Source organism: Noviherbaspirillum galbum (assembly GCF_010974945.1).
Lineage (GTDB): Bacteria > Pseudomonadota > Gammaproteobacteria > Burkholderiales > Burkholderiaceae_D > Noviherbaspirillum > Noviherbaspirillum galbum.
This window is the reverse complement of sequence record NZ_JAAIVB010000003.1, coordinates 61,739-74,760: the sequence shown is the minus strand read 5'-3', so window position 1 is coordinate 74,760 and position 13,022 is coordinate 61,739. Positions and strand designations below refer to the sequence as shown.

At 65.5% G+C, this 13,022-nt stretch carries 11 protein-coding genes; 8 read left to right on the top strand and 3 right to left on the bottom strand.

The window, feature by feature from the left end:
- Positions 1-12 precede the first annotated feature (12 nt).
- Both G3574_RS00335 and G3574_RS00330 read right to left on the bottom strand, forming a co-directional pair.
- The gene (locus G3574_RS00335) at positions 13-327 is read right to left on the bottom strand and encodes a hypothetical protein (protein WP_163959737.1); all 315 of its coding nucleotides are present in this window, start codon (positions 325-327) and stop codon (positions 13-15) included.
- Positions 328-534: 207 nt separating this feature from the next.
- Positions 535-741 carry a hypothetical protein gene (locus G3574_RS00330; protein WP_163959735.1) on the bottom strand — a complete coding sequence of 69 codons (207 nt, stop codon included), beginning with the start codon at positions 739-741 and terminating at the stop codon, positions 535-537.
- A 296-nt stretch (positions 742-1,037) separates the two neighbouring features.
- Here G3574_RS00330 and G3574_RS00325 point away from each other — a divergent pair, with 296 nt between their 5' ends.
- Positions 1,038-1,451 (top strand): nuclear transport factor 2 family protein, encoded by a 414-nt coding sequence (locus tag G3574_RS00325; RefSeq protein ID WP_163959733.1) that lies wholly within the window; start codon positions 1,038-1,040, stop codon positions 1,449-1,451.
- A 69-nt stretch (positions 1,452-1,520) separates the two neighbouring features.
- On the opposite strand, the gene G3574_RS00320 is transcribed toward G3574_RS00325, so the two are convergent.
- Positions 1,521-2,201 (bottom strand): hypothetical protein, encoded by a 681-nt coding sequence (locus G3574_RS00320; RefSeq protein WP_328804675.1) that lies wholly within the window; start codon positions 2,199-2,201, stop codon positions 1,521-1,523.
- A gap of 301 nt (positions 2,202-2,502) precedes the next feature.
- Between G3574_RS00320 and G3574_RS00315 the strand changes: the two genes are divergently transcribed.
- From G3574_RS00315 to G3574_RS00285, 7 genes are all read left to right on the top strand, one after another.
- A complete protein-coding gene (locus tag G3574_RS00315) occupies positions 2,503-2,892 on the top strand; it encodes a hypothetical protein (protein ID WP_163959731.1) in 390 nt (129 codons plus the stop codon).
- Between the two features lie 278 nt (positions 2,893-3,170).
- Positions 3,171-5,957, top strand: a complete 2,787-nt coding sequence (locus G3574_RS00310; protein ID WP_235952841.1) for a DNA translocase FtsK — start codon at positions 3,171-3,173, stop codon at positions 5,955-5,957.
- 25 nt (positions 5,958-5,982) lie between these two features.
- The gene (locus tag G3574_RS00305) at positions 5,983-7,638 is read left to right on the top strand and encodes an MBL fold metallo-hydrolase (RefSeq protein WP_163959727.1); all 1,656 of its coding nucleotides are present in this window, start codon (positions 5,983-5,985) and stop codon (positions 7,636-7,638) included.
- 132 nt (positions 7,639-7,770) lie between these two features.
- Entirely contained in the window at positions 7,771-8,718 is a 948-nt protein-coding gene (locus G3574_RS00300; RefSeq protein ID WP_163959725.1) for an aldo/keto reductase, read from the top strand.
- A gap of 55 nt (positions 8,719-8,773) precedes the next feature.
- A complete protein-coding gene (locus G3574_RS00295) occupies positions 8,774-10,177 on the top strand; it encodes an NAD-dependent succinate-semialdehyde dehydrogenase (protein ID WP_163959723.1) in 1,404 nt (467 codons plus the stop codon).
- Between the two features lie 190 nt (positions 10,178-10,367).
- Entirely contained in the window at positions 10,368-12,056 is a 1,689-nt protein-coding gene (locus tag G3574_RS00290) for a long-chain fatty acid--CoA ligase (RefSeq protein ID WP_163959721.1), read from the top strand.
- Entirely contained in the window at positions 12,043-12,828 is a 786-nt protein-coding gene (locus G3574_RS00285) for an SDR family NAD(P)-dependent oxidoreductase (RefSeq protein WP_163959718.1), read from the top strand. Before G3574_RS00290 ends, G3574_RS00285 begins: the two co-directional genes overlap by 14 nt.
- Positions 12,829-13,022 lie beyond the last annotated feature (194 nt).

Here is a 13,022-nt window from a genome sequence, read left to right as displayed (position 1 = left end):
GGTTGCGCGAGACTAATCCAGCCCAGCCTCGATGCGGGCAAAGACGCTGGCAAGGCGCCGGTCACGCCGGTCATGCCGGAGATCCGGCTTGGCCGGTTGTGCATCATGAGAGGCCTTGCGCGCAGACCCCTGCTCATTCCTCGAAAAGCGACGTGCGCCGGGCAGCACCGGCGGCGTTGCCGCGGGCTTGACCGGCGCGAGCGAGCGGAAGAGAGGCCAGCGATGCATCGCGCCGTCGGCCGCTGCGCCAAGGCGCGCGCGTTCCGCCGCCTCATCGGCGGCGAGGGAACGAAACAGGGCGGTCATCTGCTTGCCAAGGGTATTCACACTGCGGCTCCGTTCAGGTGGGTTGGTCCATGATGGGCCTCGCCATCCGGCGCGGCCCAGCCTACCGATATACGCAACGGTCTAGGCATCGGATTCGCCGCGTACGTCCATCTTTCCCGAAAGACAAAAGCAGCAGGTATTGAAAAGATGCTTTCTTGACAAGCATCAAGATTTATTTCCAATCCGCAATTCATGCCGACAGACAGCTTAGTCCTTCTGGCTGTCCTGGCCATTCTCGAAGCGGCCCAGGATTTCCTCGGCGCGCTTCCTCTCTTCCTCGGTCAGGTGGCGCATGGGAGGATCGGCCTGATGCTGCTTGCCGACCTCGTTCGTGGCGCCCGATTCCACCGGGTCGTAGCCGCCGGTTTTCTTGTTGCCGGAATTGCCTTGGGCTTGGTCGCGTGGGACTTGCATATGCACTCCTTGCTTCATGCCATGTAGACATGCTGGGTTGACGTGCCTGTTAGACAAGGATCTCGCCGGATTTCTGCATGCCGCCGAAAAGTTTTCGTCCCTTTCCGAAAACGATTCAACTAAGATAAGACGCAGGACGCAATTACGGGTTCGGTCCGCCCCAACCGGGCAGGCAAGACTGCCTCGCTGGCAGATTGATTAGCGTCAACGGCGTGTCATGTTTGGCATTCACAATGCGGGTCTCGACGCATGGGGACCAGGACCTTGCACCACCATAAAAATTCCAAGGAGACAGGATGTTTGCCTATGAGCTATGCCGGCGTTACCAGCGCGCCGTGAATGCACGGGACATGGACCAGATTTTGGACTTGTTCGTGCCGGACGCCATGGCGACGGCGCCGATATCGGGCACGCTGCCGGTGCGGGAATTCCACTTGCAGCTTTTCAGGCATAACGAACGCGGGATGACACAGCTGCGAAACGTGTTCGATGGACTGATGGGCGAGCGTTCGATCGCCCTGCAGTTCGACTATACCTGGACCCGGGAGGGAGACATCCCGCTGGTGCTGCAAGGGGTAACGATCTTCGATCTGGCAGGGACGAAGGACAAGCTCGCCGGATTGACGATGATCTACGACGCCAGCGAGCTGAGGAAGTACCTCGCCGGGCAACAGGCCAGCCACGCGGACCGCGCCGCGCGGTCCGCCTGAAAAAGGAACCTGATTGCAGGGGTGGAAGCACCCGGCGACGCGGCCGGGCATCCCATGCAGGTCTTGCGCTTAGAACCGGTAGGTCAGCGCGATGCGGGCGACCGGGTAGTACTTCAGCTGGTTCATCTTGTCGTTGAGGCTGGCCTGTTCCGCCGCCACGTTCGACTGCAGTTGCGCGCAGCCGCCGGGTACGGAAAGCGCCGTCGGTCCGCACACGGCGCTCAGACGAGCCGTCGGCGAACCCTGGAACAGCACGCCGAGGTCGGAGGCGAAGCCCCAGCCCTTGTCCTTTGCCAGCGCGTTGCCCCAGCCGATGCCGAGGTAAGGCGCCACCTTGCGGAAGTCGATCGTGCCGCTGGCCGATCCGACATCGCTTGCCGAATACGTCTGGCCATTGAAGGTATAGCGAGAGCCGGCGCCCGGCTTGGCGGTGGCATCCACCTTGTTGTCGTTGTAGTAGAGGCCGCCGCTGACATGGAAGCTGCCGGCTCCGGGGAACCAGTCGAGCAGCGCGTCGATCGTGCGCAGCTTCAGCTTGAAGTCATAGTCGACCTGGTTGGCGGTGCCGCTGTAGCTGTAGTTCAGGAAGTTCGCGCCGAAGCGTGCGTTGAGGTTCGGCTGCAGCGGGACGCTGAGGTCGACACCGAGGCCGGTGGTGCCGATGCCGACGCTGACCGCAGTATCCGCGCTGGCTGCGAAGGAGAGGAGGGCGCCGAAGAGGGCGCCGATGAGGCGAAGCTGCTTTTTCACGTCGTGTTCCTTGATTGATTCGATTGATGGCCCTTGCCGGGCCGGTGCTGCGGGTGCCCGCGCGACGGTGAATGCAGGCCGGCGGGATGGAAATCCTGCGGTGCAGTCTAGCAGCCGCGATGGCCGGCGCCCGCCGACCATGCCTTTCTGCCATCGATAGTCGCGGCGCGGTGTTGCGCGCGGGCGACGGCGGCGCGCGCCTCGGCTGCCGCATCATGTGCCGCCTGATGTCCTGCCTCATGTGCTATCGTTGCCTTCGACCGTCACCCATCACATTCCGGCACTCCGGCAGAGCAGCAACATGGACATCGAAGCAATCAAGCAACTGATGCGCACCCATCCCGACCCGGCGCAGCAAGGGATCCTGCAGGCGGCCGCGCAGCTCATCGAGGACTTGCAGGCGCAAGTCAGGATGCTGCAGGAAGAGCAGGCCATGCGGACGGAAAGCTATGTGCACGCAGTGGGCATCGGCGCAAAATATGAGCTGGCGAAGATCGAAGCATCGCTGCATGTGAAGGCGGTCCTGCTGCAGCAGCGCCAGCAGGCCGAGGCGCTCGACATCATCGAGCAGCGCTTCAACGCCGACGGCGTGACGATCGTCGTGCGCGATCCCAACGGCGAAAACCTGCGCAGGGACGCCGAGAAGTACCGCAAGCTGAAAAGCCGCTTCTCCTTCGCCAACGTGCGTTGACCCGCCGGTTTGTTGCACGCCCGCGACGCGGCGTCCGCCCGTCTTTGCGGCGGACTGGCTGTGGACCGGCGCGCCTGCCGGGCCATGGCGGCCGGATGATCATGCTTCCCCGAAAGCGGATCAAATTTCGCTACACATTCTGCTAAAGTACCGGCTGCTGCGCCGCAAGCGGAGATGCCCGGATGCGGGCGGCAGATTGACATGACGTGCTTCGGGTAACGGAAAGGCAAAGTGGCGTGACGGGATGGTTTGGTTGGTCTGTGTTGTGGCTCTTACCGTTGATATGGCGCCTCTCCCAGACGTTTTTCTTCAAGAAGGCACGGTTCCAGGGCCAGGGCTCGATCCGGCTCTGGCTGGGTAGCCTGCTCGTGCTGTGCGCCTGCAGCGCGCTGGAAGGCGTGGTTCGGATCGCGGCGCATGACGCCTCGGGCAACGATGCCGCCGGGCGCTGGATCGCCGCGTCGCTGGGAAGCGTGTTCGGCACGGCATTCAGCGTTCTTCTTCTTCTGCTGACCGCGATCGTCACGCTGCCCTGGCTGTTCGGCCGCAATGCCTTGCCCTTGCATGCCTGGATCCCCAAGCGCGCCGGCACCTCAGGCGGCGATGCGGTCCGCGCCCATCCCGGCCGTGCCGAGCGCGCGCGCCCGGACAGCCTGCCCGCCGCGCGACCGCAAGCCGATGACGCGGGCGCGGCCTCTTCCCGCAAGGTTCACGCCATCCGCGACATGCCTCGCAAGGATGCCCGCGCTCAGCCGAGCGCTACCGGGGCTTGGAAGCTGCCCGGCAGGTATTTTGGCAAGGATGCCGTCGGCAAGCCGGTCAGCCCGTTGCAGGAAGGCGCGCCGAAACCTCTTCCCGCCCGACCGAGAGAAGAATGGGAGCCCTTCGAAAGCATCCGGCCCACCGAAGCGATGCTGGCGCGCGCCCGTTCCATGGCTGCGGCGGAAGCGCAGGCGCCTCTGACCGAAACGATCCGCATCGCCGCGCCATCGCCTTCATCGTTACCATCGGCGGCGCCGAAGCGTGTCCCCGGCCTGCCCATCCGTCCCCCGCGCCAGCCCGACGCCGGCCGCAATGACGCCGTCGCCGCGCCGCGCCCGTGGCAGCGCCCGCCCGCCGAATCCGTTCCGGCGCAGGCAGCGGCATCGTTGCCGCTTGAGCCATCCTTGCCGGCGGCCGAGCCCGCTGTCGCGGTCCCAGCCCCGGTGCCGTCCACCGTCGAGGCGCCGCATCCGGTCATGACCCCGACGCTGCACGCGCCAGACCTTCCCGCGCGCCTGGCGCGAGACCTGCACGACCTGCAGGACGCACCGGCGGCGAATGACCTGATGCACGCCGTCCCTGGCATTCCCGAAACTCCCGCAGCGCCTGCGCCGCAGGAGATTCAAGTGTCCCGGATCGCGCCGGAGACGGCCGCGACGATGCTGGAACAAGCCGAGCCGCCCGAACAACCCGAACCATCGCAGCCCGTGGCGCCCTGGACGCAAGCCGCCGCAGCGCCAGCCCACATCCCCACCCACATCCCGGCCGCCAGCCCGCGCCAGCCGCAAGGCGATGCATTCGCGTTCCAGGCGCCCTCCGGTATCGACGTCGACCTGCCGGGGCTGGACCTGCTCGACATGCCCGACGACGCGGCGGTGGAAGTGCCGGCCGCCGCGCTGGCCGAGATCGGTCAGCTGATCGAGCAGCGCCTGAAAGAATTCAAGGTGCCGGTCACGGTGCTGGGCGCCTGCGCCGGGCCGGTGATCACGCGCTTCGAAATCGAGCCGGCGGTGGGCGTGCGCGGCGCGCAGATCGTCGGCCTCATGAAGGACTTGTCGCGGGCGCTAGGTTTGACCTCGATCCGCGTGGTCGAGACAATTCCCGGCAAGACCTGCATGGGCCTGGAATTGCCGAATGCCCGGCGGCAAATGATTCGCCTCTCCGAAATGCTGAAGTCCGACGCGTACCGCGCCTCGGCATCGCACCTGACGCTGGCGATGGGCAAGGACATCACCGGCATCCCGGTGGTGACCGACCTCGCGCGCGCGCCGCACATGCTGGTGGCGGGCACCACCGGGTCGGGCAAGTCGGTGGCGGTGAATGCCATGATTCTCTCCCTGCTGTATAAGGCCACGCCGGCCGACGTGCGCATGATCATGATCGACCCCAAGATGCTGGAGCTGTCGGTGTACGATGGCATTCCCCACCTGCTCGCGCCGGTCGTCACCGACATGAAGCTGGCGGCGAACGCGCTGACCTGGTGCGTCGCCGAAATGGAAAAGCGCTACCGGCTGATGTCGGCGATCAGCGTGCGCAATCTTGCGGGCTTCAACCAGAAGATCCGCGAGGCGCGCGCCGCCGGCAGGCACGTGCCGAATCCGTTTTCGCTCACGCCGGACGCGCCCGAGCCGCTTTCCACGCTGCCCACCATCGTGGTGGTCATCGACGAGCTTGCCGATCTGATGATGGTTGCCGGCAAGAAGATCGAGGAACTGATCGCCCGCCTGGCGCAGAAGGCGCGCGCGGCCGGCATCCACCTGGTGCTGGCGACGCAGCGTCCCTCGGTCGACGTCATCACCGGCCTCATCAAGGCCAACATCCCGACCCGCGTCGCTTTCCAGGTGTCCTCGAAGATCGATTCGCGCACGGTGCTCGACCAGATGGGCGCCGAAACCCTGCTTGGCCATGGCGACATGCTGTTCCTGCCGCCGGGTAGCGGCTACCCGCAGCGGGTGCATGGCGCCTTCGTCTCGGACGAGGAAGTGCACCGCGTGGTCGAGCACCTCAAGCAATTCGGCGAACCGGAATACGAAGAGGCGATCCTGGCCGGCGCGCCCTCCGAGGAAGGAAACGTCGACTTGCTTGGCGACCCGCCTTCGGCCGAAGCCGATCCCCTGTATGATGAAGCGGTTGCCTTCGTGATTCGTTCCCGCCGCGCTTCCATCTCGGCGGTGCAGCGCCAGTTGCGCATCGGCTACAACCGGGCCGCGCGCCTAGTCGAGCAGATGGAGACCGCCGGCATCCTGTCGTCGATGAGCGCCAACGGCAGCCGCGAAGTGCTGGTGCCGGCATCGGCCGGCTGATTCACGCTTACCCGACAAGGCCAAGATGACCGATTTGCCGCTGACTCCCCGCCCCGCAGCCACCCTCGTGCCGCTTCGCGACGGCCCGCAAGGACTGGAAGTGTTCATGCTGCAGCGGACCCACAAGGCGGCCTTCATTCCAGGCGGATATGTCTTCCCTGGTGGCGCTCTTGAGCCCGGCGACAAGGATCCGTTGTTTACCCAAGGCGCGACCTCGCCCGATCCGCACGAAGCCAGCCGCTTGCTGGGCCTGGAAGAGCACGGACTGTCCTTCTGGGAAGCCGCCGTGCGCGAGTGTTTCGAGGAAGCCGGCCTGCTGCTTGCCTATGGCAACGATGGACAAATGGCGGGCGCTACCGCCTCGCTAAACCTCGCGGAATTGCGCCGGCGGCTCGCGGACGGCGAACTCGGATTTGCCGAAGCTTGCCAGGCGCATGGCCTGCGTCCGGCCTTCGACCAGCTGGCGTATTTCGCCCATTGGGTCACGCCGACAGGCGCGCCGCGCCGCTTCACCACGCGCTTCTTCGTCTGCGAGGTGCCGGCCGGGCAAGCCGCCTCGCACGATGGCACGGAAACCATCGGTAACCTCTGGATCCGTCCCGGCGATGCGTTGATGCGCGAAGAACAGGGCGACATGCCCATGATGTTCGCCACCCGGAGAACGCTCGAGTTGCTGGCGAGCTTTACGGACACGCAGGCGGCGCTGGCGCACGCGCGCGCCTTGCGGTCGGTCGCGCGCCATGAGCCGCGCGTCGCGGCCGGCCCGCAAGGCAGGCGGGTCCTGCTTGCCGGCGATGCCGCCTATGCCGAGGTGGGCAAGCTCGATCCGCTCGGCCGGGGCAATGCCTCCAGCGAGATCGTTCCCGGCAAGCCGACCGTCCTCTCGCCGACCGTGCGCAGGATTGCCGCGCCGAACCCGAGCTACATGACAGGCCCGGGCACCAATGCCTATTTCATCGGCGCCGGCGAAGACATCGCCGTCATCGATCCCGGCCCGGCGCTGGCTGAGCACGTGGAAGCGCTGCTGCGGCATGCGGAAGGCCGCATCCGCTGGATCCTGTTCACCCACACCCATCTCGATCATTCACCCGCGGCGATGCTGCTCAAGGAAAAGACCGGCGCGCAGGTCATCGGCCGCCCGGCGCCGCCCGGCGATCGCCAGGACCAGGGCTGCCAGCCCGACATCGTGCCTGAAGACGGCCAGCGGCTCGAGCTTGGCGGCGTCACGCTGCAGGCGGTGCATACGCCCGGGCATGCCTCCAATCATCTTTGCTACCTGCATGAAACGGAAAAGATCCTGTTCACCGGCGATCATGTGATGCAGGGGTCGACGGTGGTGATCAATCCGCCGGACGGCGACCTGAGGGCTTACCTCGATTCGCTGGTCCGCCTCAAGTCGCTAGACGTCGAATACTTTGCACCCGGACATGGCTTCCTCATGGACAAGCCGCATGCCGTGATCGACCGCATCGTGGCCCACCGCCTCGGCCGCGAGGCCAAGGTGGCGGACGTGCTGCAGCGTCTCGGCAGCGGCAGCCTCGAGGAATTGCTGCCGCTGGTCTACGACGACGTGTCTGAAAAGCGCTGGCCCATGGCTCGACGCTCCCTGCTCGCCCACCTGCTCAAGCTGCGGGACGAGCGCCGCGCAAGCGAAACGGCAGGCACCTGGCAATCCGCCTGAGCCCGTCCGCCGCCCGCTTCCCCTGGCCCGGATCCAGCCGCCGGAACCTTCCGGCGGCTGGACCGTCTGCCTTCTTGTCTTCGTTGTATCCAGTGCATGCTGGAACACGCAAACCGAAAACAAGGAGGCGCCATGCTGCGCAAGATAGGTCGATCAGGCATCGAAGTGGCCCCGCTGGCATTCGGCGGCAACGTATTCGGGTGGACGGCGGACGAAGCCACCTCGTTCGCCTTGCTGGATCATTTCGTCGCGTCAGGCATGCAGCTCATCGATACCGCCGACGTTTACTCGCGGTGGGCGCCGGGGCACCAGGGCGGAGAGTCGGAAACCATCATCGGCAAATGGCTCAAGCGCAGCGGCAAGCGCGACCGCGTGGTGATCGCCACCAAGGTCGGCATGGAAATGGCGCCGGACAAGAAAGGACTGCGCAAGGATTACATCCTGCGCAGCGCAGACGATTCGCTGCGCCGCCTGCAGACCGAATACATCGACCTCTACCAGTCGCACGCCGATGACGCGGACACCCCGCTGGAAGAAACCCTGGAAGCCTATGACACCCTGGTGAAGGCCGGCAAGGTCCGGCTGATCGGCGCGTCCAATTACGGCGCGGCAAGGCTGAAGCAGGCGCTGGAAACCAGCCGCGCGCATGGCCTGCCGCAGTACCAGACCTTGCAGCCTCATTACAACCTCGTGGAACGACGGGAATTCGAGGAAACGCTCGCGCCGCTCTGCGTGGAAGAAGGCATCGGCGTCATCCCGTACTACAGCCTCGCCAGCGGCTTCCTCACCGGCAAGTACCGTTCTCAGGCCGACCTCGGCAAGAGCGTGCGCGGGCAGGGCGTGAAGAAATACCTCGACCAGCGCGGGCTGGCCATCCTTGCCGCGCTGGACGAGGTGGCGAAGGAAACCGGAAGCACGCCGGCGCAGGTGGCCCTGGCATGGCTGATGGCGCAGCCGGCCGTCACCGCGCCGATCGCCAGCGCCACCAGCATCGAACAGCTCGACGACCTGATCGGCGCTACCCGGCTCGAGCTGGACGCGCACGCACTCGACCGCCTCGACAAGGCCTCCAGGCAATGACGGCCTGCACGGCACCGATCCCTCACCTCACGATCGCTTCAGGAAGGAACCCGCCATGAAAAGCATCAACCCGCATTCCGGAGAATTGATCCGGGCCTATGACCCCCAGGACGATGCCGAGGTGAAGCGGCTGCTGGCGGAGGCGGACGCTGTCTCGCGCGAGTGGCGCAAGAGCGGATTCGCGGACCGCGCCCAGCTGATGAAGCGTGCCGGCGGCGTCCTGCGCGAGCGCAAGCAGGAACTGGCGGCGCTCATGGCCGACGAGATGGGCAAGGTGCTGCGCGACGGCGAAGCCGAGGTCGAGAAGTGCGCGGGCTGCTGCGACTACTATGCGGACAATGCCCAGCGCTTTCTCGCCAATGAGCCCGTCGAAAGCGACGCGGAGGACAGCTACATTGCGTACGATCCGCTCGGCGCGGTGCTGGCGGTCATGCCGTGGAATTTTCCTTTTTGGCAGGTATTTCGCTTTGCCGCGCCCGCGCTGATGGCGGGCAACGTCGGCGTGCTCAAGCATGCATCCAACGTGTCCGGCTGCGCCCTCGCGATCCAGGACATCTTTGAAGCGGCCGGCTTTCCCCGCCATGCCTTCACCACCCTGCTGGCCGGCAGCGCCAGCATCGAAGGCGTCATCCGGAATCCGGCGATCAAGGCGGTGACGCTCACCGGCAGCAGCCCCGCCGGACGCTCGGTGGCGGGCATCGCCGGATCGGAACTCAAGAAGGCGGTGCTGGAGCTCGGCGGCAGCGACGCCTACCTCGTGCTCGATGATGCCGACCTCGAAATGGCGGTCGACGTCTGCGTGAAAAGCCGCCTGATCAACGCCGGGCAGAGTTGCATCGCCGCCAAACGGTTCATCGTTGCCAAGTCCTTGCTGCCGGCATTCGAACAAGGTTTCGTCGAGCGCTTCAAGCGCATCCGTGCCGGCGATCCGCATGATCCGCAGTCGGACATCGGCCCGATGGCGCGCGCCGACCTGCGCGACGAGGTTCATCGCCAGGTGCGGGACAGCATCGGGCAGGGCGCACGGCTGCTGTGCGGCGGCGAGGTGCCTGGGGGGGCCGGGGCCTACTACCCCGCCACGGTCCTGTCGGGCGTGCGGCCGGGCATGACCGCGTTCGACGAGGAAATCTTCGGGCCGGTGGCGGCGATCATCGAAGCCGCGGATGAAGAACAGGCCATCGCGCTGGCCAACCAGTCGCCCTTTGGCTTGGGGGCGGCGCTCTTCACCCGGGACAAGGCGAGGGCAGACCGCATCGCGAGGCGCATCGAGGCCGGCAGCGTGTTCGTGAATGCCTTCGTCAAGTCCGACGTGCGGCTGCCCTTCGGCGGCGTGAAGCAGTCCGGATTCGGGCGGGAGCTGTCCTGGTTCGGCATCCGGGAATTCGTCAACGTAAAGACGATGTACCACGCCAAGGCGAGCCAGGCGTCGCCGTCCGGAGCGCAAGGCGGCAGCGAGTAAAGGCGTGGTTCGCCGGGCGAGAATGGTGTATTTACTTCAACACGGGCTGCTGGTACGATCGGCTAACGATTTGCAGAAATAAATTCTGCAATGCAGAACAACGTCGCACGACCGGCGCCCGAGCGGGTACGATCAACGCCCGCCCGGCAATCCGGTTGCGGCGGCACACCAACGACGAGCTCCCCGCATCATGAATACCCGACACTTTCCCTTCTGGCCCGCCGGCCAGTCTCGTCACCTCACGGTGCCGCAGACCAGCCTCTTCTACAACATCGAGGTATCGGCGACCCGGTATCCGGACAAGCCCTGCATCCTGTTCTACGACACCCCGATCACCTACGCCGGTTTCCGCGACGAGGCCGAGCGCATCGCCGGCTACCTGCAGAAGACGTGCAATGTGCAGCGAGGCGACCGGGTCCTGCTCTTCATGCAGAACAGTCCGCAATTCGTGCTTGCCTACTACGGCATCCTGCGCGCGGACGCGGTGGTCGTGCCGGTCAATCCCATGAACCGGATCGACGAGCTGCGGCATTACGTCGGCGACACCGGCGCCCGGGTCGCCATCGTGGCGCAAGACCTCCTGCAGCACATCGCGCCGCTGCAGGGACAAGGTCTTGAGCACCTGCTGGTCGCCACCTATTCCGATTACCTGAAGCAGCCGACCGACCTGCAGGTTCCGGATTTCGTCGCCGCGCCGCGGGAAGTTCCCGCCGCGCCCGGCATCACCGCATGGAACGACATGCTTGCCGGCGGCCTTCGTCCCGGCCCGATGCTGGCCGGCCCGGATGATCTCTGCGTAATGCCTTACACCTCGGGCACGACCGGACACCCCAAGGGATGCATGCATACCCATGGCAACGTCATGTTTTCGCTGGTGGCCAGCATGCAGTGGTTCAACGCCAACCAGGATGCGGTGTCGCTTTCGGTGCTGCCGTTCTTCCATGTCACTGGCATGCAGGGCAGCATGAACGGCCCGCTTTACTACGGCAGCACCATCGTGATCCTGCCGCGCTGGGACCGCGACGCGGCGGCCCAGTCGATCCAGCGTTATCGCGTGACCTCGGCGCAGGTCATCTCGACCATGGCGGTGGACCTGTTGTCCAACCCAAGGCTGGGCGAATTCGACCTGTCGAGCCTGCGCGGCATACGCGGCGGCGGCGCGGCCATGCCCGAGGCCGTGGCGCGCAAGATGCAGGTCGAGCTGGGCATCACCTACACCGAAGGGTATGGCATGTCGGAGACGATCGCCGCCACGCACATCAACCCGGTCATGCGGCCCAAGCTGCAATGCCTCGGCATTCCCATCTACGACGTCGATGCGCGCGTGGTCGATCCGCACAGCCTGCAGGAAGCGGCCAATGGCGAGGTGGGTGAAATCGTGGTTCATGCGCCGCATGTCATGAAGGGCTACTGGAATAATCCCCAGGCGACCGAGGAAAGCTTCATCGAGATCGAGGGCAAGCGTTTCCTGCGCACCGGCGACCTGGCGAAGATCGACGAGGACGGCTACTTCTTCATGGTCGACCGCCTCAAGCGCATGATCAATGCGTCCGGGTTCAAGGTCTGGCCGGCGGAGGTCGAAGCCATGCTGTACCAGCATCCGGCGATCCGCGAAGCCTGCATCATCGCGGCCCGCGATGCCAAGCGCGGCGAAACCGTCAAGGCCGTCGTGGTGCTGCAGGAAGCGCAGCGCGGCAAGGTCAGCGAGCAGGACATCATCGACTGGGCGCGCCAGCACATGGCGGCCTACAAGGTGCCGCGCATCGTGCAGTTCGTCGACGCGATTCCCAAGTCGCCGAGCGGCAAGCTGCAATGGCGCGAATTGCAGGAACGCGAACAAAGGATGGAGCAGAAAGGAGACGACCATGCGGTTCAATGACAAGGTGGCGATCATCACCGGCGCGGGCAGCGGCATCGGCCGCGCCACGGCGCTGCGGCTGGCAGGGGAGGGCGCGTCGGTGGCCCTCGTCGACCGCAACGCCGCCGCGGTGGCCGAGACGGCGGCAATGATCAGCGATGAGGCGCGAGTCTGGCACCGCGGGCTCGACATCTCCCGTGAAGAGGACGTCGCGCAATGCGTGGCCGACGTGCAGGCGCGGTTCGGCCGCGTCGACGTCCTTTGCAACAATGCAGGCATCTCCGGCGGCGATTATTCGAAGATCACGGAAACCGATACCCAGATCTGGATGCAGATCCTGGCCGTCAACATCATGGGCGCGGTCCACTTCACGAAGTATGCCGCGCGCATCATGCGCGACCAGCGCGCCGGGGCGATCGTCAATACCGCGTCGGTGGCGGGCGTGCGCTCCGGCGCGGGCGGCAATGCCTACAGCGCCTCCAAGGCCGCGGTGATCAACCTCACGCAGACCACCGCATGCGACCTCGGCGAGTGGCAGGTCCGCGTCAACGCGGTATGCCCCGGACTGATCGAGACCGGCATGACCGCGCCGGTGTTCGAACGCGCCCGCGCCGCGAATAAGGAAGACAAGCTGGGCTCGCGCTGCGAACTGCGCCGTCCCGGCCGGCCGGAAGAAGTGGCGGCAGTGATCGCCTTCCTGGCGAGCGACGATGCGAGCTACGTGACGGGACAGGCCTTGCCGGTCGACGGCGGCAATACCGCGTCGCTCAACCTGCCCGGCATGAAGGTATAACCGCCTGTCGATTCGATAGACAAGGCAGGCCTGTTCAGCATTCGTCACCATCGCGGCAAGAGCGCGGCAAAAGTGTGGCATTCGTCATGCCACCTGGTTGGCGCGCTTGTCCGACCGCCATCCGGTGAGGCTTGATTTTTCACCAAGGATTTTATTGCGCTTCCCATGCGCCTTTCGTAAGCTTCCCGGCTTTC

Coding starts and splice junctions, on each gene's coding strand:
- G3574_RS00305 (WP_163959727.1), top strand. CDS start 5,983: ATGACCGATTTGCCGCTGACTCCCCGCCCCGCAGCCACCCTCGTGCCG.
- G3574_RS00300 (WP_163959725.1), top strand. CDS start 7,771: ATGCTGCGCAAGATAGGTCGATCAGGCATCGAAGTGGCCCCGCTGGCA.
- G3574_RS00295 (WP_163959723.1), top strand. CDS start 8,774: ATGAAAAGCATCAACCCGCATTCCGGAGAATTGATCCGGGCCTATGAC.
- G3574_RS00325 (WP_163959733.1), top strand. CDS start 1,038: ATGTTTGCCTATGAGCTATGCCGGCGTTACCAGCGCGCCGTGAATGCA.
- G3574_RS00290 (WP_163959721.1), top strand. CDS start 10,368: ATGAATACCCGACACTTTCCCTTCTGGCCCGCCGGCCAGTCTCGTCAC.
- G3574_RS00330 (WP_163959735.1), bottom strand. CDS start 741: ATGCAAGTCCCACGCGACCAAGCCCAAGGCAATTCCGGCAACAAGAAA.
- G3574_RS00315 (WP_163959731.1), top strand. CDS start 2,503: ATGGACATCGAAGCAATCAAGCAACTGATGCGCACCCATCCCGACCCG.
- G3574_RS00285 (WP_163959718.1), top strand. CDS start 12,043: ATGCGGTTCAATGACAAGGTGGCGATCATCACCGGCGCGGGCAGCGGC.